General features: G+C 72.4%; 18 protein-coding genes. 10 read left to right on the forward strand and 8 right to left on the reverse strand.

The genetic code is table 11. The features are described 5' to 3' along the window. The first annotated feature begins 38 nt into the window (after nt 1–38). The 5 genes from ACFWW9_RS18175 (at nt 39) to ACFWW9_RS18195 (ending at nt 5,497) form a co-directional block, all read left to right on the forward strand. Nucleotides 39–2,072, forward strand: a complete 2,034-nt coding sequence (locus tag ACFWW9_RS18175; protein ID WP_390378561.1) for a prolyl oligopeptidase family protein — start codon at nt 39–41, stop codon at nt 2,070–2,072. 60 nt (nt 2,073–2,132) lie between these two features. Further along, the gene (locus ACFWW9_RS18180) at nt 2,133–2,744 is read left to right on the forward strand and encodes an RNA polymerase sigma factor (protein WP_390378564.1); all 612 of its coding nucleotides are present in this window, start codon (nt 2,133–2,135) and stop codon (nt 2,742–2,744) included. After that, a complete protein-coding gene (locus ACFWW9_RS18185) occupies nt 2,737–3,867 on the forward strand; it encodes a CU044_5270 family protein (RefSeq protein ID WP_390378567.1) in 1,131 nt (376 codons plus the stop codon). Before ACFWW9_RS18180 ends, ACFWW9_RS18185 begins: the two co-directional genes overlap by 8 nt. Nucleotides 3,868–3,948: 81 nt before the next feature. Next, complete coding sequence (locus ACFWW9_RS18190; RefSeq protein WP_390378570.1) at nt 3,949–5,037, forward strand: LLM class flavin-dependent oxidoreductase; 1,089 nt, start codon at nt 3,949–3,951, stop codon at nt 5,035–5,037. A 4-nt stretch (nt 5,038–5,041) separates the two neighbouring features. Then, the gene (locus ACFWW9_RS18195) at nt 5,042–5,497 is read left to right on the forward strand and encodes a MarR family winged helix-turn-helix transcriptional regulator (protein WP_390378573.1); all 456 of its coding nucleotides are present in this window, start codon (nt 5,042–5,044) and stop codon (nt 5,495–5,497) included. 17 nt (nt 5,498–5,514) lie between these two features. Here ACFWW9_RS18195 and ACFWW9_RS18200 read toward each other — a convergent pair whose 3' ends face one another. From ACFWW9_RS18200 to ACFWW9_RS18210, 3 genes are all read right to left on the reverse strand, one after another. Further along, nucleotides 5,515–6,006, reverse strand: coding sequence for a DUF732 domain-containing protein (locus ACFWW9_RS18200; RefSeq protein WP_390378576.1), 492 nt, complete (start codon nt 6,004–6,006; stop codon nt 5,515–5,517). 66 nt (nt 6,007–6,072) lie between these two features. After that, a complete protein-coding gene (locus ACFWW9_RS18205) occupies nt 6,073–7,005 on the reverse strand; it encodes a pyridoxal-phosphate dependent enzyme (RefSeq protein WP_390378579.1) in 933 nt (310 codons plus the stop codon). A 3-nt stretch (nt 7,006–7,008) separates the two neighbouring features. Continuing rightward, entirely contained in the window at nt 7,009–7,875 is an 867-nt protein-coding gene (locus ACFWW9_RS18210) for a LysR family transcriptional regulator (RefSeq protein ID WP_390378582.1), read from the reverse strand. A 120-nt stretch (nt 7,876–7,995) separates the two neighbouring features. On the opposite strand from ACFWW9_RS18210, the gene ACFWW9_RS18215 reads away from it, so the two are divergent. Next, entirely contained in the window at nt 7,996–8,895 is a 900-nt protein-coding gene (locus tag ACFWW9_RS18215; RefSeq protein WP_390378585.1) for an SDR family oxidoreductase, read from the forward strand. Here ACFWW9_RS18215 and ACFWW9_RS18220 read toward each other — a convergent pair. Further along, nucleotides 8,892–9,668, reverse strand: a complete 777-nt coding sequence (locus tag ACFWW9_RS18220; RefSeq protein WP_390378588.1) for an isocitrate lyase/phosphoenolpyruvate mutase family protein — start codon at nt 9,666–9,668, stop codon at nt 8,892–8,894. The genes ACFWW9_RS18215 and ACFWW9_RS18220 overlap by 4 nt on opposite strands. A 51-nt stretch (nt 9,669–9,719) precedes the next feature. Between ACFWW9_RS18220 and ilvA the strand changes: the two genes are divergently transcribed. Then, nucleotides 9,720–10,961 (forward strand): threonine ammonia-lyase IlvA, encoded by a 1,242-nt coding sequence (ilvA, locus tag ACFWW9_RS18225; RefSeq protein ID WP_390378591.1) that lies wholly within the window; start codon nt 9,720–9,722, stop codon nt 10,959–10,961. Between the two features lie 67 nt (nt 10,962–11,028). Next, nucleotides 11,029–11,667: a dihydrofolate reductase family protein gene (locus ACFWW9_RS18230; protein ID WP_390378594.1), complete on the forward strand. Its 639-nt coding sequence runs from the start codon at nt 11,029–11,031 to the stop codon at nt 11,665–11,667. 1 nt (nt 11,668) lies between these two features. Here the strand turns inward: ACFWW9_RS18230 and ACFWW9_RS18235 are convergent, their stop codons facing one another. Beyond that, nucleotides 11,669–11,845, reverse strand: a complete 177-nt coding sequence (locus ACFWW9_RS18235) for a hypothetical protein (protein WP_390378597.1) — start codon at nt 11,843–11,845, stop codon at nt 11,669–11,671. Between the two features lie 18 nt (nt 11,846–11,863). On the opposite strand from ACFWW9_RS18235, the gene ACFWW9_RS18240 reads away from it, so the two are divergent. Then, nucleotides 11,864–12,499, forward strand: coding sequence for a hypothetical protein (locus ACFWW9_RS18240; RefSeq protein WP_390378600.1), 636 nt, complete (start codon nt 11,864–11,866; stop codon nt 12,497–12,499). Nucleotides 12,500–12,531: 32 nt separating this feature from the next. Continuing rightward, nucleotides 12,532–14,169, forward strand: a complete 1,638-nt coding sequence (gene lysS, locus ACFWW9_RS18245; protein ID WP_390378602.1) for a lysine--tRNA ligase — start codon at nt 12,532–12,534, stop codon at nt 14,167–14,169. A gap of 41 nt (nt 14,170–14,210) precedes the next feature. Here lysS and ACFWW9_RS18250 read toward each other — a convergent pair whose 3' ends face one another. The 3 genes from ACFWW9_RS18250 to ACFWW9_RS18260 form a co-directional block, all read right to left on the reverse strand. Continuing rightward, nucleotides 14,211–15,017, reverse strand: coding sequence for a hypothetical protein (locus ACFWW9_RS18250; RefSeq protein WP_390378605.1), 807 nt, complete (start codon nt 15,015–15,017; stop codon nt 14,211–14,213). 136 nt (nt 15,018–15,153) lie between these two features. Then, nucleotides 15,154–16,791 carry a phosphoglucomutase (alpha-D-glucose-1,6-bisphosphate-dependent) gene (gene pgm, locus ACFWW9_RS18255; protein ID WP_390378608.1) on the reverse strand — a complete coding sequence of 546 codons (1,638 nt, stop codon included), beginning with the start codon at nt 16,789–16,791 and terminating at the stop codon, nt 15,154–15,156. Nucleotides 16,792–16,849: 58 nt separating this feature from the next. Next, nucleotides 16,850–17,857 carry an EcsC family protein gene (locus tag ACFWW9_RS18260; RefSeq protein ID WP_390378611.1) on the reverse strand — a complete coding sequence of 336 codons (1,008 nt, stop codon included), beginning with the start codon at nt 17,855–17,857 and terminating at the stop codon, nt 16,850–16,852. Nucleotides 17,858–17,860: the final 3 nt, after the last annotated feature.

Below are 17,860 nucleotides of genomic sequence, written 5' to 3' on the forward strand. Positions count from 1 at the left end.
GGCCCACGAAGCCGATCTCCTGAGGCAGACTGGCCGGTATGACCGAGGAACTCGCCGCGCGCGCCGAAGACCCGTACCTCTGGCTGGAAGACGTCACCGGCGAGGAGGCCCTCGCCTGGGTGCGGGAGCGCAACGAGCGCACGATCGCCGCGTGGACCGGGTCCGAGGAGTTCGACCGGCTGCGCGGCGAGGTCCGGGCGGCGCTGGACTCCGACGCCCGGATCCCGTTCGTGGGGCGGCGCGGCGAGTTCCTCTACAACTACTGGCAGGACGCCGAGCACCCGCGCGGCCTGTGGCGGCGCACGACGCTGGAGTCCTACCGCACCGACCAGCCGGACTGGGACGTGCTGCTCGACCTCGACGCGCTCGCCGCCGCGGAGGACGAGAACTGGGTGTGGAAGGGCGCGGCCGTGCTGCGGCCGGAGTACCGGCGGGCGCTGCTGCAGCTGTCGCGGGGCGGCGCGGACGCGACGGTCGTGCGCGAGTTCGACCTGGAGGACCGCGCGTTCGTCCCGGACGGCTTCACGCTGCCGGAGGCGAAGTCGCAGGTGTCGTGGCTGGACGCCGACCGGATCCTGGTCGGCACGGACTTCGGCCCGGACTCGCTGACCAGCTCCGGGTACGCGCGGCTGGTCAAGGAGTGGCGTCGGGGCACCCCGCTCGACGAGGCGGTCACCGTGTACACCGGCAAGGCCGACGACGTGCTCGTGCGCGGCAGCCACGACACGACCGAGGGGTTCGAGCGGACGTTCGTGCGGCGGGCCATGACCTTCTACACGACCGAGGCCTTCCTGGTCGCCGACGACGGCGACCTGGTCCGGATCGACGTCCCGGACGACGCCGAGGTCGACGTGCACCGCGAGTGGCTGCTCGTCACGCTGCGGCTGCCGTGGACGGTCGGCGACGTCACCCACCCGGCGGGCTCGCTGCTGGCCACGCCGTTCGAGGACTTCCTCGCGGGCGGCCGGGAGCTGACGGCCCTGTTCACGCCGGACGCGCACACCTCGCTGACCGGCCACGTGTGGACGCGCAACCACCTGATCGTGAGCACGTTGAGCGACGTCCGGACCCGCATGGAGGTGCTCACGCCCGGCCCCGACGGCTGGACGCGCGAGCCGCTGGCGGGCGGGCACGAGTTCGAGACCGCCGACGTCATCGGCACGGACCCGCACCGCAGCGACGAGTACCTGCTCACCTCCAGCGGGTTCACCCGGCCGACGGAGCTGCGGCTGGGCCACGTCGGCGGCGACGTCGAGGTGCTCAAGCGGGCGCCCGCGTTCTTCGACGCCGAGGGCATGACCGTGGCGCAGCACTTCGCGACCTCGGACGACGGCACGAAGGTGCCGTACTTCGTCATCACCCCGCCCGGCGGCCCGCAGGGCCCGACGCTGCTCTACGCCTACGGCGGCTTCGAGGTGTCCCAGGTCCCCGGCTACAACCTCCACGCGGGGCTGGGCTGGCTGTCGCGCGGCGGCACGTACGTGGTCGCGAACCTGCGCGGCGGCGGCGAGTACGGGCCCGAGTGGCACCAGTCGGCGCTGCGGGAGAACCGGCCGAGGGCGTACGAGGACTGCGCGGCCGTGGCCCGCGACCTGGTCGCACGGGGCATCACCTCTCCCGAGCGGCTCGGTTTCCGCGGCGGCAGCAACGGCGGCCTGCTCGCGGGCGTGATGCTCACCCGCTACCCCGAGCTGTTCGGCGCGATCGTGTGCCAGGTGCCGCTGCTGGACATGAAGCGCTACCACCTGCTGCTCGCGGGCGCGTCCTGGATGGCCGAGTACGGCGACCCGGACGAGCCCGCCGACTGGGAGTTCATCAAGCGGTACTCGCCGTACCAGAACGCGGAGGCGGGCAGGCCGTACCCGCCCACGCTGTTCATGACGTCCACCAGGGACGACCGCGTCCACCCCGGACACGCGCGCAAGATGGTCGCACGGCTGCTGGAGCTGGGCTACGACGTGCCGTACCACGAGAACATCGAGGGCGGCCACGGCGCGGCGGCCGACAACGAGCAGTCCGCGTTCATGTGGGCGCTCACGTACACCTTCCTCCAGGACACGCTCACGAAGTGACCCCGGTCACATAGTTAGGCCGTTCGGGGACGCCAGCGCGACCCCCGGACAAGAACTAGCGTGAACCGGATCGAGGAACGCAGAGCAGAGCAAGCGCAGCGCGCTCCGGACGTCGACGACACACGTCCCGACCTGGCGAACGCGGACCCCACCACCGCGTTCGCCAGGCTGTTCGACACGCACGCCCGTGCACTGCACGGCTACCTGGCGGGCCGGGTCGGCGTCGACATCGCCGACGACCTGGTCGCCGAGACGTTCCTGGTCGCCCTCCGCAGGCGGGCCAGCTACGACCCCGAGCAGGCCCCCATCCGCGGCTGGCTGTACGGAATCGCGACCAACCTGGCTCGCAACCACATCCGTACCGAGATCCGCGGCTTCCGGGCCTCCGCTCGCGTGCACGCCCTCCGGGACGCGGGAGTCGAGCACGACGCGCAGATCGTCGACCGCCTGGACGCCCAGCGGACGTCCAGGCACCTGGCCGACGGACTGGCCTCGCTCACCGAGCAGGAACGCGACGTGCTGCTGCTGACGTCGTGGGCCGGGCTCGAACCGACCGAGGTCGCCGCCGCTCTCGGCGTGCCCGCCAGCACTGTCCGGTCACGTCTGCACCGGGTGCGCCACAAGCTCCAAGCACACCTCCGCACCGCCCAAGAGGAGAACCGCGATGACTGACCGCGGCGACCACAACCCCGATCGTGAACTCGACGAGGCGCTCGCCTCGTTGCACCTGGAGGCACGCATGTCCAACCGATCACTCGACGACGCCCGCGAGCAGTTGATGCGGGAGGCGGCCGCGGAGGGCTCCTCGGCGTCGCTGCCGCCGAAGTCGCCCTTTCGTCGCCGTGGCCTGGTCGTCGGCGTCGCCGCGGCGGCGGCCGCGGTCGTGGGCGCCGCCGTGGCGTTCGGCGGCGGGACCGGCGCTCCCGCGGAGCAGCAGGCCCAGCAGGGGGCCAAGCGCGACGTCTCCCTGCTCTCGGCCTCCAAGGTGCTGAACGACGCGGCCGACAAGATCACCGCGAAGGACGCCGAGCTCAAGCCGGGCCAGTTCCGGTTCGTGGAGTTCAAGGAGCAGAGCTCGCGCAGCGTCGCGAAGCTGTCGGAGGCCGGGAAGAACACCCCGACCACCGGCTACACCTACCTGGTCGACATCACCCGGCAGCGGTGGATCCCGGTCGACCCGACGCAGGAGTGGCTGGAGAAGCGCTCCTCGGGTGACGCGAAGCTGCTCGGCAGCTCCCAGCCCGCAGCCGAGGTCCCCGCCTACGAGCCGCTGCCGACCGACCAGGGCGACCTGCGCGGCGCGTGCGGCGACTTCTTCCCGAAGAGCCAGGACAAGAAGGTCTGCGGCGACCCGAACGACACCGAGCAGCCGCAGTTCTACGCCGCGCTCCCCCACGACCCCGACGCCCTCGTGGCGTGGCTGAAGGACTTCACCGCCCACCGCGGTTCGGCCCCCGGCACGATGTTCCACTTCGGCATCTCGATGCTGGACTCCGGTGTCATGCCCGCGAGCCTGCGGGGCGACTTCCTCCGCGCGCTGGCGAAGATCGACGGCGTGAAGGTCGTCGAGGAGGCCACCACGACCGACGGCCGCAAGGGTCTCGCGCTCGGCCTGGAGACCGAGAACGAGCGCCGCGACCTGATCGTGGACCCGGCCACCGGCGACGTCATCGGCGAGCGCAGCGTCGCGGGCCCGAAGCCGTACGACCCGTGGATCAAGCCCGGCACCGTGACCAGCAACATCTCCGTGACCACAAAGGTCGCGGACGCGATCGGCCAGGTCCCCGCGAACTAGTCCCGACGCGGGAATAGACGCCGGTCTGCGTGGTGTTGACGCCAATGTTCATGCAAACGCATCGACTTTGGAAGAGGCACCATGCAGATCGGCGTCTTCACGGTCGGGGACGTCACCCCGGACCCCACCACCGGCACGACGGTGACCGAGCACGAGCGGATCAAGGCGATGGTGACCATCGCCGAGCACGCCGAGCAGGTCGGCCTCGACGTCTTCGCCACCGGTGAGCACCACAACCCGCCGTTCGTGCCGTCGTCGCCGACGACGCTGCTCGGCCACATCGCGGCCCGCACCGAACGGCTGATCCTCTCCACCTCGACGACGCTCATCACCACGAACGACCCGGTGAAGATCGCCGAGGACTACGCGATGCTCCAGCACCTCGCGGACGGCCGGATCGACCTCATGCTCGGCCGCGGCAACACCGCGCCCGTGTACCCGTGGTTCGGCAAGAACATCCAGGACGGCATGGGCCTGACGGTCGAGAACTACCAGCTGCTGCGCGCGTTGTGGGACAACGAGATCGTGGACTGGGAAGGCAAGTTCCGCACGCCGTTGCAGGGCTTCACCTCCACCCCGCGCCCGCTGGACGACCTGCCGCCGTTCGTGTGGCACGGCTCCATCCGCAGCCCGGAGATCGCCGAGATCGCCGCCTACTTCGCCGACGGCTTCTTCGCCAACAACATCTTCTGGCCGAAGGAGCACTACATCCGGCTGATCAACCTCTACCGCGAGCGCTTCGAGCACTACGGCCACGGCACCGCCGCCCAGGCCATCGTGGGCCTGGGCGGTCAGGTGTTCATGCGCCGCAACTCCCAGGACGCGGTCCGCGAGTTCCGCCCGTACTTCGACAACGCCCCCGTCTACGGCCACGGCCCGTCGCTGGAGGACTTCACCGCGCAGACGCCGCTGACGGTCGGCAGCCCGCAGGAGGTCGTCGAGAAGACGTTGACGTTCCAGGAGTTCTTCGGCGACTACCAGCGCCAGCTGTTCCTGCTGGACCACGCGGGCCTGCCGCTCAAGGTCGTGCTGGAGCAGCTGGACATGCTCGGCGAGATCGCCCCGGAACTGCGCCGCGAGTTCGACGCCCGCAGGCCCGCCGACGTCCCGTCCGACCCGCCCACCCACGCCTCCCGCAAGCTCGCCCGTGACGCCGCCCCCGTCGCCTGAGCCGGTGGGCCCGCACCTGACGGAACTCGCCGCGGAGTCGTGGGAAGCGCTCTTCCGAGCGCAGTCCGCGCTCCTGCGGCGGTTCGCGGCCGACGACGTGTGGGACCCGATCAGCCTGCGCGAGTACGACGTGCTGTTCACACTGAGCCGCTGCCCCGACCACCGCGCGCGGTTGCGCGACCTGAACCGCGAGGTGCTGCTCAGCCAACCGTCCCTCAGCCGCATGGTCGAACGGATGGAGGCCGCGGGCTTGGTGAGCCGCGAACCGGACCGCTCGGACGGCCGCGGCACGGTCGTGGCCCTCACAGCGGACGGCGAGGCGATGCAGCGCTCCGTGGGCCGCCGCCACGCGGCCAGCATCCGCCGCTTCGTCGGACCCGCTCTCGACGAGGCCGAACTCCGGACCCTGCAACGGTTGTGCGACAAACTCCGGCTGGCCCAAGCGTCCATCCCGGACTGACGCGCTCTTACCCGGCGTCAGCAGTAGGTCGACTGGGCCGCCGTGACGATGGCCTCGGCGTTGTCCTCGGTGAGGAGGCCGCCGATGCCCGCGATGTCGGTCACGAGCTTCGCTCGTGGTGTGCCGGCGGCCAAGCCGTTGCACACGCCCTGGGCGATCTGGAGTTCCGTCGCGCCCGTGGTGCTGGTCGGGACGCCCGCCGCCGTCAACGCGGCCAGGAACGCCTTCCCCTTGTCGCCCGACGGCGGGGGCGCGGCGACCGGGGTGGACGGCGGGGCCAGCACCGGGGGCTGGGCCGCGGGCGGGACCCCGGTGGACGCGCCCGGAGCCGAGGGGGCCGCCGCCGCGCTGGACGGTGACGAGGACGCGGGCGAGGAAGACGACGGCGAAGCGGACGCTGTCGCGGAGGCCGAGCCGCTTGGCGTGGGGGCCGAGGTGGACGACGAGTCGCCGCACCCGGTGGCGACGAGCAGGACCACTGCGACCGGAACGACGAGGCCGTACCTCAAGGGGGAACTCCAGACCGTTGCGCGAACCCGAGCGTGTGCGCACCGACCGTAACGGTCAGCTGCCCGTCAGGACCACGGTTCGTCGACAGCGCCCGCCAACGCCCTGGCCACGGCCTCGGGGTGGCCGAACAGACCGGGCAGTCCCCCGGTGTGCAGGAACACCGTCCGCCGACCGGCCGCCACGCTCCCCTCCCGCACCGCGGCGACCAGCCCGGCCATCGCCCGGCCGGTGTAGACCGGGTCCAGCACGATCCCCTCGGTGCGGGCCGTCAGCTCCAGTGCGGCCATGACCGGGTCGCTCAGCACCCCGTACCCGGCCCCGACCTGGTCGAGCCGGATCCGCGGCTCCACCACCGCGCCGTCGACGCCCGCGACCAGGTTGGCGACGACCCGGCCCGGCTCGTCGACCGCGCCGCAGTGCACCCCGAGCACCCGGTCCACACCCAACGCCACCACCAGCCCGGCCATCGTGCCGCCGGACCCGACGGCGACCACGACCTCGTCGACGTCAGGCACCTGGGCCAGCAGCTCCCGCCCGCCGTCGACGTACCCGCGCGCGCCGACCGGGCTGGACCCGCCGAACGGGATCAGCACCCCACCACCCGACGCCGCCACGTCGGCCGCGACCGCGGCGGGCTCGGCGTCGCCGCTCCACACGACGGTCGCCCCGAACAGCCCGTCCAGCACCAGGTTCCCCGCGCCCTCGCCGCGTGAGCCGGGGAACACCAGCACGACGTCCAGCCCCAGCCGCGCCGCCGCGGCGGCCGTCAGGCGGGCGTGGTTGCTCTGCGGCGCGCCGGTGGTGACGACAGTGGTCGCGCCCTCGTCGATGGCAGCGCCGAGGGTCCACTCCAGCTTGCGGACCTTGTTGCCCCCGCCGCCGAGCCCCACGAGGTCGTCGCGCTTGATCCAGAGGTCGTCGTCGCCCAGCCCCAACGCCCGCGCCAACCGGGGCATCGGCTCCACGGGCGTGGGCCACGAACCGAACAGAACCACCACGGGTCAGTCCTCCTGAGATCGGGTGAAGAGGGATCGCGCGGCGTCGTGGAACGCCGCGACGAGGGGGCCGCGCTCGTCGGCGCGCACCGCGAGCACCACCCGGCACGGCGCGATCCCGTCGACCGGGATGGCCACGAGGTCCGGTCGCGGGGGTCCGTTCCCGGCGGGGGCGAGGGCGAGCGCCCGGCCGCCCGCGACCTGCTCCAGCTTGTCCTCGTGCGCCCCGACCAGCGGCCCGTCCGGCGCGCGGCGGCCGTCCGGGCGCGGGTCGACCCGCCAGAACGCGTCGTAGGCCGGGTCCGCGTACCGCACGAGGGGTTCGTCGGCGAAGTCGTCGAGGCTCACGGAGTCCTTGCCCGCCAAGCGGTGCGCGTCCGGCACGAGCAGCACGCGGGGTTGCTCGGCCAGCGTCGTCACACGCAGCCCGTCAGTCGCGAACGGCTCCCGCGCCACGGCCACGTCCACGCGGCGCTCCAGCAGGGCCGCGCGCACGTCGTCCCAGTCGAGGTGCAGGGTGCGCACCTCGACGTCCGGGCGGCGGTCGCGCAGGTCCCGCACCGCGCCCGTGACCAGCAGCCCGCCCGCGTGGCCGACGGTGATCACCTCGGCGGCGGCGCGGGCCCTGGCGGCGGCCAGGTCGGCGGAGCGCAGCAGCGCGTGCGCGTCGGGCAGGAACGCGCGACCGGCGTCGGTGAGCCTGCTGCCCTGCGGGGTGCGGTCGAGCAGGCGCACGCCCAGCAGTTCCTCCAAGCGCTGCACCTGGCGGCTCAACGACGGCTGCGCGACGCGCAACTCCTCCGCGGCGCGGTGGAACGTGCCGTGCTCCGCCACGACCGTGAAGTACCGCACCAGGCGGAGATCGAGGTCCACCCCCGGATCGTACGGGTGATGCCCGAACCGCATCACGCGGTGCGAAACGGGTCTTGGACGCGCGACCGTCCCCACTCCTACCGTCGAGGCACCAAATCCGTTGCCACCGAAGGACTTCCCTTGCGCGTATTCGTCACCGGGGCCACCGGCCACGTCGGTTCGGCCGTCGTCCGCGACCTGCTCGACGCGGGCCACGAGGTCGTCGGGCTCGCCCGGTCCGACGCCTCCGCCGCCGCACTCGCGGAGGTCGGCGCGGCCGTGCACCGCGGCGACGTCGACGACCTCGACAGCCTGCGCGCCGGAGCGGCGGCGGCCGACGGCGTGGTGCACGCCGCGAACAAGCACATCACCGAGACCACCGACCAGGCCGCGCGGGCGCGGGCCGAACTGGCGGCCGTCGAGGCGATCGGCCGGGAGCTGGAGGGCACCGGCAAGCCGTTCGCGGTCACCTCCGGCGTCATCGGCCGCACGCCGGGGACGCTGCTGACCGAGGAGACCCCGACCGTCCCCAACGCCCTCACGGCCCTGCGCCTGCCCGTCGAGACGGCGACGCTGGCGCTGGCCGGACGGGGTGTCCGGTCGTCGTCGATCCGGCTCGCGCCGACCGTGCACGGGCCCGGCGACGCCCGCGGGTTCATCGCGCTGCTGGTCGGCACCGCCCGGACCACGGGGGTGTCCGGCTACGTCGGCGACGGGGCGAACCGGTGGCCCGCGGTGCACCGGCGGGACGCCGCGACCCTGTTCCGGCTGGCCTTGGAGTCCGCGCCGGCGGGCACGCGGGCGCACGCCGTCGCCGAGGAGGGGGTGCCGTTCCGCGCCATCGCCGAGGCCATCGGCCGCGCGCTGGCGCTGCCCGCCGCGAGCGTGCCCGCCGAGGAGGCGAGCGGGCACTTCGGCCTGCTCGCCCCGCTCGTCTCCCTCGACAGCCCGACGTCCAGCGTCCTGACCCGCGACCTCCTCGGCTGGCGGCCCCGGCACCCGGACCTGCTCGCCGACATCGCCGCAGGCGTGTACGGCTAGTTGAGGCGGCGCACGTTCTCCGGCAGTCCGCCGCCCGCGACCACGTCGATGGCCAGGTCCGCCAACGCCGTCAGCGCCACCTGCTGGCTGAACGGCCCGTAGGACACGCGGGCCACGCCGAGTTCCTCCTGCCGGGCCAGCGGCAGGCTGCCCGGCGCGCCGATCGTCGTCAGCTTCCGCGGCCCGAACGCCTCGACCAGCGCGACGACGGCAGGCTCGTCCAGCTTGCCGGGCACGAACACCACCGGCGCGCCCGCGTCCAGGTAGGCCTTGCCGCGCTCGATCGCGTCGGCCAGCACGTCCGCCGGGTCGCGGTCGCGGCCGAGCACGAAGGCGTCGGTCCGCGCGTTCAGCACGAACGTGATCCCCTCCGCCTCACCAGCCTTGACGACGGCCTCGACGGCGGCGACCGACTCCTTCAGCGGCTTCATCTGGTCCTCGATGTTCGCGCCCACGATCCCGACGCCGATGGCCTTGCGGACCGTCTCTCCCGGATCGCCGTACCCGGCCTCCAGGTCGGCGGTCACGGGCAGCGACACGGCGGCGGCGATCCGGCCCACGGCCTCGATCATCAGGTCGACCGGAATGTTCTCGCCGTCGGGGTAGCCGTAGGAGGCGGCGATCGAGTGGCTGGCGGTGGCCAGCGCCGTGGTCCCCTCCACGTCGGCGACCACGGTCGCGCTGATCACGTCCCACACGTTCACCACCTTCAGCAGGGCGGGCGCGGTGTGCAGGTCGAGCAGCGTGGTGGCCTTGGCGGCGAGTGAGCTCATGGTCACGACCCTATTCGCGCGGGCAGGGCCGCGCGGAGGAGAATCGCGCCCATGTCCTTCGCAGATGACGTCTCCGCGGCCGCCGCACGGCTGTCGGGCGTCGCACTGACCACTCCGCTCCAGCGCAACGACCGCCTGTCCGCGGCGACGGGCGCCGACGTGTGGCTCAAGCGCGAGGACCTCCAGGTGGGCCGCTCCTACAAGCTGCGGGGCGCGTTCAACCTGCTGAGCCAGCTCGACGCCGCCGAGCGCGAGGCGGGCGCGGTGTGCGCCAGCGCGGGCAACCACGGCCAGGGCGTCGCGTACGCCTGCGGCCGCCTCGGCGTCCACGGCCGGGTGTACGTGCCGAGCACGACGCCGCGGCAGAAGCGGCAGCGCATCGCCTCGCTGGGCGGTGACCAGGTCGAACTCGTCGTCGAGGGCGACACGTACGACGACGCGGCCACAGCCGCCGCGGAGTACGCCGCCACGACCGGGGCCACCGTCGTCCCGGCGTTCGACGACCTCCGCACCATCACCGGCCAGGGCACGGTGGCGCTGGAGATCCTCGCCCAGCTCGACCGCGCCCCCGACGTCGTCGTGGTCCCGGTCGGCGGCGGCGGGCTGCTGGCGGGCCTCGGCACGCTGCTGAAGGAGCTGCACCCGTCGACCCGGCTGGTGGGCGTGGAACCGGCGGGCGCGGCCAGCATGATCGCCGCGCTGGCGGCGGACGGCCCCGTGCGGCTGCCGGAAGTCGACACGTTCGTGGACGGCGCGGCCGTGCGCCGGGTCGGCGACGCGAGCTTCCCGCTCGTCCGCGACTCGGGCGCGGAACTCGTCACGGTCTCCGAGGGCCAGATCTGCACCGAGATGCTCGACCTCTACCAGGTCGACGGCATCATCGCCGAGCCGGCGGGCGCGATGGCGTCGGCGGCGCTCGCCGAGTCCGTGGTCGTCGAACCCGGCCAGACCGTGGTCTGTCTGCTCTCCGGCGGCAACAACGACGTCAGCCGGTACGCCGAGGTCGTCGAGCGCTCGCTGGTGCACCGCGGCCTCAAGCACTACTTCCTGGTGGAGTTCCCGCAGGAGCCGGGCGCGCTGCGCCGCTTCCTGGACGAGGTGCTCGGACCGGACGACGACATCGTGCTGTTCGAGTACGTGAAGCGCGACAACCGCGAGACCGGCGCGGCGCTGTGCGGCGTGGAGATCGGCGGCCGCGAGGACTACGACCCGCTGTGGGCCCGCATGAAGGCCAGCCCGCTCAAGATCCAGCACGTCGCGCCGGGCTCGACGGCGTACCGGTTCCTGATCTAGCGATGAGTTCTCGGGCGTCCTCGGGTCTCACCTCCGACCAGGACGACCGCACCCACCGGGAGCACGCATGGGCCTCATCCACCTCGAGCTGTTCGCCACCCTCGACCTCGTCGGCCAGGCGCCCGGCGGCCCCGACGAGGACCCCGAGGGGTTCCCGTTCGGCGGCTGGCAGGCGCCCCTGATGGACGAGGTCGCCGGGGCGCAGGTCGGCGCCGCGTACGAGGGCACGGACGCGCTGCTGCTCGGCAGGCGCACCTACGACATCTTCGCCGGCTTCTGGCCGCACCAGGACGAGAGCGGCCAGGACGGCGAGATCGCCGCGCTCTTCAACCGCATCCCGAAGTACGTGGCCTCGCGCGGCACGCCCGACCTGACGTGGGCCGGGTCCACGCAGCTCGGCCCGGACCTCGCGACCGCGGTGCGGGACGTGCGCGACCGGCACGAGAACATCAAGGTCGTCGGCAGCCTCGACCTCGTGCAGACGCTGCTGCGCGAAAGCCTCTTCGACCGCATCGACCTGTGGGTGCACCCGATCCTGCTCGGCGTCGGCAAGAAGGTGTTCGACGACGGCGTGGTGCCCGCGAACCTGACCCTGCTCGAACCGGCCGTGACCAGCCCGAAGGGCACGATCCACCTGCGCTACGGGCTGGCGGGCGGCACACCGGGCACGGGCGACATGAGCGCGCCCGACCGCGGAGCCGGCTGACCTAGGACTTCGCGGGCTCGACCGGCTCGGGTTCGGCCTCGGCGATGCGGGCGTGCAGGCGGTCGCGGATCTCGTCCGGCGTGTACGCCTGCCGCTTGCGCTCGGCGCGCACGACGACCGCGCCGGTCGCCGCGACTCCGACGACGCCCGCGAGTCCGAGCAGCTTCCACAACTTCATTTGCCTAGGCTACCGGTCATGGCCGAAACGCGGATCACCCTGGACGAAGCCGTCAACCTCACCCGCACGGGCGATGTGTGGCTGTTCCGCGGCGACTCGGCGGCCGACCGGGCGATCAGGATGACGACGAACAGCCCGGTCAACCACGTCGGGATGGCCGTGGTCATCGACGACCTGCCGCCGCTGATGTGGCACGCCGAACTGGGCAAGTCGCTGACGGACATGTGGACCGGCACGCACCAGCGCGGGGTGCAGCTGCACGACCTGCGCAGCGCGGTGCTGGTGTGGGCGAACCGGTACGGGCAGCGGGCGTGGCTGCGGCAGCTCGACCACCGGCACACCCGCGAGACCGACGACGCCGTGCTGAAGACGATCGCGCGGCTGGACGGCACGCCGTTCCCGTCGACGGCGAAGCTGGCGTCGCGGTGGCTGCGCGGGCGGCTGCCGAAGGTGCGCAGGGGCGTGCCGGACGCGGCGCTGGAGACGGCGTACTGCGCGGAGGTCGTGGCGATCACCTACGAGGCGATGGGGCTGCTGCCCACCGGACGCCGGGTGAACTGGTACGACCCCGGCCGGTTCTGGAGCGGTGACGGGCTGGAGCTGGAACTCGGGGCGGAGCTGAGCGCGGAGATCGCGGTCGACATCCCGGCGTGAACCGGTTCGACACGCCGTAGGACAATCGGGGTATGCAGGTTCAGACCGAGGCCGATTGGGTCTCCCGTTTCGCAGACGACGTCATCGCCGAAGCCGAACGCCGCGCGCCCGGCAAACCCATCGTCTGCGCGTCCGGCCTGAGCCCGTCCGGCCCCGTCCACCTCGGCAACCTCCGCGAGGTCATGACGCCGCACCTGGTCGCGGACGAGATCCGCCGCCGCGGCCACGACGTCGTGCACCTGTTGTCGTGGGACGACTTCGACCGGTTCCGCAAGGTCCCGGTCGGGGTCGACCCGGCGTGGGCCGAGCACATCGGCAAGCCGCTCACGTCCGTTCCCGCGCCCGAGGGCAGCGAGCACCCGAACTGGGCCGAGCACTTCAAGGCGCCGATGATCGCGGCTCTCGCCGAGCTGGGCATCGAGTACCGGCCCGTCAGCCAGACGCAGATGTACACCTCCGGCGCGTACCGCGACCAGATCCTGCTCGCGGTGCGCGAGCGCGCGAAGATCGACGCGATCCTCGACCGGTACCGCACCAAGGACAAGCCCGTCACCGAGCAGGACGACGAGGAGCAGTACTTCCCGTACAAGCCGTACTGCTCCGAGTGCGACCGCGACATGACGACGGTCACCTCCTACGACGACGAGACGACCGAGCTGACGTACACCTGCGTGTGCGGCCACTCGGAGACCGTGCTGCTCAAGGAGCACAACCACGGCAAGCTCGTGTGGAAGGTCGACTGGCCCATGCGCTGGGCGTACGAGGGCGTCGTGTTCGAACCGTCCGGTGTGGACCACTCGTCCCCCGGCTCGTCGTTCGTCGTGGGCGGCCAGATCGTGCGCGAGGTGTTCGACGGCAAGCAGCCGATCGGCCCGATGTACGCGTTCGTCGGCATCTCCGGCATGGCCAAGATGAGCAGCTCCAAGGGCGGCGTGCCCACGCCGGGCGACGCCCTGGAGATCATGGAGGCCCCGCTGGTGCGCTGGCTGTACGCGCGCCGCAAGCCGAACCAGTCGTTCAAGGTCGCGTTCGACCAGGAGGTCCAGCGCACCTACGACGAGTGGGACGCGCTGGAGCGCAAGATCGCCGACGGCACGGCGGTGGCGGTCGACGCGATCGCCCACGACCGCGCGGTCCGCACGGCGGCGGGCCCGCTGCCGACCACGCCGATCCCGATCGCGTACCGCACGCTGGCGTCCATCGTGGACATCACGACCGGCGACGTGGAGCAGACGCTGCGCATCGTCCGCGACCTGGACCCGGCCCGCCCGGTGTCCACGTTGGACGAGGTCCGCCCGAGGCTCGACCGCGCCGGGCATTGGATCACCACGCAGGTCCCGCTCGACCAGCGGACCAGGGTGCGCGACCACGCCGACGTGGACCTGATCCAGTCCCTCGACGAGCACCAGCGCGAGTCCCTGCGCCTGCTCCTCCAGGGCTTGGACAGCCACTGGTCCCTGGACGGCCTGACGGACCTCGTCTACGGCGTCCCGAAGGACCAGGCGGGCCTGCCGAGGGACACCAAGCCGACCCCGGAGCTGAAGGTCGCGCAACGCACGTTCTTCGCGCTCCTGTACCGCCTGCTGGTAGGCGTCGAAACCGGCCCCCGCCTGCCCACGCTGCTGCTGGCAGTGGGCGCGGACCGGGTCCGCAAGCTGCTGTCGGACTGAGCGGACGGGGTCAGGTCGTCGTCGACCTGACCCCGTTCCGCCTAGTCGATGAACCCGCTGTACAGCAGCAGCAGCACGAACACCGCGATGACCGAGTACACGACCGTGGCGATGATCGCGGTGGCCGCGTGGTCCCACCGGGCCAGTGCGGTGCCGCCGCTCGTCGAGCCCAGCCGCCACTGCCACCCCGCCACCACCGTCGCGGCGAGCAGCGTGGGCGGCACGAACAGCGACACCACCGCCGCACCCGTCTCCGCCCCCGCGAGTTGGGCGGCCACGCCGAACAGCACCAGTCCGAGCACCCCGGTCCCGATCGCCGCCTGCGACCGCCACGGGTGCCGCGGCCGAACTCGGCCGCCGACCAGGAACGCGATCCCGCCCACCACGAGGGCCAGCAGACCGGTCAGCCACGCGCCCGCCTCCACCAGGCCCTCCGACGTCCGCCACCACGGCAGCCGGTCCCGCCACGCGGCCAGTTCGGCCTCACCCAGCCCGAGGTCCTCGGTGATCCGCACGGAGTGCGAGGCGTGCCCGTAGTCGGCCATCTGCGCGGTGCACGACACCCGGCGGTCGCCGTGCACGGCGGTGCAGGCGCCGGGGACGATCGGCCGCGGGTCGGACCGCACGACGGTGATCGCCAACTCCCGCCCGCCGACCGGCACCGAGCACTCCGACCGGTCGTCGAGTCGTTGGCACGACAGGGACTCGGTGGTGATCGTGACTCCGTCGACCCACACCTGGTACACGCCGGTGGTGACCAGGCTCGGAGCGACCGACGCCACGAGCGCCGCGGCCCCCAGCACGACCGCGAGCACGACGAGCGGCAGGAACGGGCGCGGATCGGTCACGTCTTCTCCCCCTGGCGGCCGGTGCGGCTCCTACCAGGGCATCGCGGACGGGATCACCCCGTTAGCCGCGAATCGGACACGTCCACCCAACGGCCCAAGCGCGGGGGCCTCGCTCGGTGGCGAGGCCCCCGGTTCGCTAGGACCCCAGCACCCCGTCCAGCACCGTCTGCGCCTCCTGTTGCAACAGCGCCAGGTGGTCTGGGCCCTTGAAGGACTCGGCATAGAGCTTGTACACGTCCTCGGTGCCCGAGGGCCTCGCGGCGAACCAGCCGGATTCCGTCACGACCTTCAAGCCGCCCACGGACGCCCCGTTGCCGGGGGCGTTGGTCAGGCGGTCGAGGATCTTCTCGCCCGCGATCTCCTCCACGGCCACCTGGTCAGGGGACAGCGCCCCCAGCGCGGCCTTCTGCGCACGAGTAGCGGGTGCGTCGATCCGGGCGTACACGGGGTCGCCCAGCGAGCCCGTCAGCTCCCGGTACCGCTCCGACGGCGTCTTCCCCGTCACGGCGATGATCTCCGACGCCAGCAGCGCCAGGATCAGGCCGTCCTTGTCGGTCGTCCACACCCGGCCGTCGCGGCGCAGGAACGACGCCCCGGCGCTCTCCTCGCCGCCGAAGGCGATCGAGCCGTCCAACAGTCCCGGCACGAACCACTTGAACCCGACCGGCACCTCGATCAGCCGCCGCCCCAGCGACGAGGCCACCCGGTCGATGATCGACGAACTCACCATCGTCTTGCCGATGGCCGCGTCGGAAGACCACCCGTCGCGGTGCGAGTACAGGTAGTCGATCGCCACGGCGAGGAAGTGGTTCGGGTTCATCAGGCCGCCGTCGGGGGTCACGATGCCGTGCCTGTCCGAGTCGGCGTCGTTGCCCGTGGCCACGTCGAACTCCGCGCGGCGGGAGATCAGCGACGCCATGGCGTACGGGGACGAGCAGTCCATCCGGATGCGGCCGTCCCAGTCGAGCGTCATGAACCCGAACGTGGAGTCCACCACGGGGTTCACGACCGTGAGGTCGAGGCCGTGGCGGTCGGCGATCTCCGACCAGTACGCGACGCTCGCGCCGCCCAGCGGGTCCGCGCCGATGCGCACGCCCGCCGAGCGGATGGCGTCCAGGTCCACGACCGACGGCAGTTCCGTCACGTACAGGTCGAGGAAGTCGAACGGCTCCGCGGTCTGGCGGGCGCGGGCGTACGGGATGCGCTTGACGCCCGAGAGCCCGGCCTCCAGCAGCTCGTTGGCCCGGTCCTGGATGCCCTTGGTGATGCCGGAGTCGGCGGGGCCGCCGTCCGGCGGGTTGTACTTGAAGCCGCCGTCCTCGGGCGGGTTGTGCGACGGGGTCACGACCACGCCGTCCGCCAAGCCCTCCGCACGACCGGCGTTGTAGGTCAGGATCGCCAACGACACCGCGGGCGTGGGCGTGTAGCCCTCGCGGCTGTCGACGAGGACGCGCACGCCGTTGGCGACGAACACCTCCAGCGCGGTGACGAACGCGGGCTCGGACAGCGCGTGCGTGTCCCGGCCCAGGTACAGCGGGCCGGTCACGCCGGCGCGCGCCCGGTGCTCGCACACGGCCTGCGCGGCGGCGGCGATGTGGTCGTCGGTGAAGCCGATCCGCAACGCCGACCCGCGGTGGCCGGACGTGCCGAAAGCGACCCGCTGCTCGGCGACCGACGGGTCGGGGTGCTCCGCGTAGTACGACGTGACCAGGTGCGCTACGTCGACCAGGTCGGCTCGCGTCGCGGGCTGACCTGCGCGCGGGTGGACTGCCACGGGTGTTCTCCTCGCTCTGGGCTGCGGCTTGAAGCAGACCCCTCCGCGCCCACCGAGGTCAAGGGGACACGTCGGGCTCGGCCTCGACGATCTCCGCGTCCAGGATGTCCACGATCGGGATCGTGTCGTCGCGCTCCGCCTTGACGGTCGACGGGGGCGCGGTGTCGACGATGCCGTACTTCTCCTGGAGGTGCCGTTTGCGGTACGCGTGCTCGGCGTCGTCCACGACCCGCCGCAGCGTCGTCGCGTTCAGGCCCGCGCCGATCAGCACGCCGACGACGGGCACGGCCTGGCCGAGCTTGCGCTGGGTGAGCCGGATGCCGAGCTGGGCGTAGACCTGCTCGACGACCTTGGTCACGACGTTCTGCCGCAGCTGGTCCCACGTGTGCTTGCGGGCCAGGCCCTGGACCAGCTTGTTCAGCTCCAGGTAGGCCGCCGCCTTGGTCACGTCCGAGGACGTGCCGAGGTTCAGCACGCCCAGCGCGAACATCTGCTCCTCGGGCCGGGCCAGGTCGTAGCCGTAGTAGGCGGCCACGTGCGCGACCGCCCGCTGGCTCGCGATCAGCACGGCGGCGGCGTCCGCGGCCATCGCGCCGACCACGACGCCCGCGCCGGGGGCGCCGCCGCTCGCGACCCCGAGCAGTTCGCCGCCGGAGACCGCGAGGCCCGCGGCGGCGCCCTGCACGGTGGACGCGGTGATGTAGGCGAGGTCGAGCCGCGGCTTGACCTTGTCCATCTCGCTGAGCGGCAGCTTCCGGATGTCCTCGATCTCCGCCACGTCGTGGCCGCGCTTCTGGTACGCCTTCAGCACGGCCCCGGACCGGACGCTGGCCCGCGCGGCGCGCGAACCGAGGTCGGTGAAGCCGCCGAGCGCCTTCATCAGCAGTCCCTGGAACTGCTCGGAGCCGGGGATCATGTCGATGCGGCGCTTGGCGACCTCGCCGGTCCGGTGCAGGCGGTCCCGCACGACCGCGGGCAGGAACGAGCGCTCGGACGGCTTCTCGCTCGCGATCAGCGCGTCCCACGCCTCGCCGTCGTACTCGGACATCCCGCTGCGAAACGACATCCC

The organism is Umezawaea sp. NPDC059074, assembly GCF_042738955.1.
Classification (GTDB): Bacteria; Actinomycetota; Actinomycetes; order Mycobacteriales; family Pseudonocardiaceae; genus Umezawaea.

Coding starts and splice junctions, on each gene's coding strand:
- ACFWW9_RS18240 (WP_390378600.1), top strand. CDS start 11,864: ATGGCCGAAACGCGGATCACCCTGGACGAAGCCGTCAACCTCACCCGC.
- ACFWW9_RS18230 (WP_390378594.1), top strand. CDS start 11,029: ATGGGCCTCATCCACCTCGAGCTGTTCGCCACCCTCGACCTCGTCGGC.
- ACFWW9_RS18220 (WP_390378588.1), bottom strand. CDS start 9,668: ATGAGCTCACTCGCCGCCAAGGCCACCACGCTGCTCGACCTGCACACC.
- lysS (WP_390378602.1), top strand. CDS start 12,532: ATGCAGGTTCAGACCGAGGCCGATTGGGTCTCCCGTTTCGCAGACGAC.
- ACFWW9_RS18175 (WP_390378561.1), top strand. CDS start 39: ATGACCGAGGAACTCGCCGCGCGCGCCGAAGACCCGTACCTCTGGCTG.
- ACFWW9_RS18185 (WP_390378567.1), top strand. CDS start 2,737: ATGACTGACCGCGGCGACCACAACCCCGATCGTGAACTCGACGAGGCG.
- ilvA (WP_390378591.1), top strand. CDS start 9,720: ATGTCCTTCGCAGATGACGTCTCCGCGGCCGCCGCACGGCTGTCGGGC.
- ACFWW9_RS18260 (WP_390378611.1), bottom strand. CDS start 17,857: ATGTCGTTTCGCAGCGGGATGTCCGAGTACGACGGCGAGGCGTGGGAC.
- ACFWW9_RS18190 (WP_390378570.1), top strand. CDS start 3,949: ATGCAGATCGGCGTCTTCACGGTCGGGGACGTCACCCCGGACCCCACC.
- ACFWW9_RS18235 (WP_390378597.1), bottom strand. CDS start 11,845: ATGAAGTTGTGGAAGCTGCTCGGACTCGCGGGCGTCGTCGGAGTCGCG.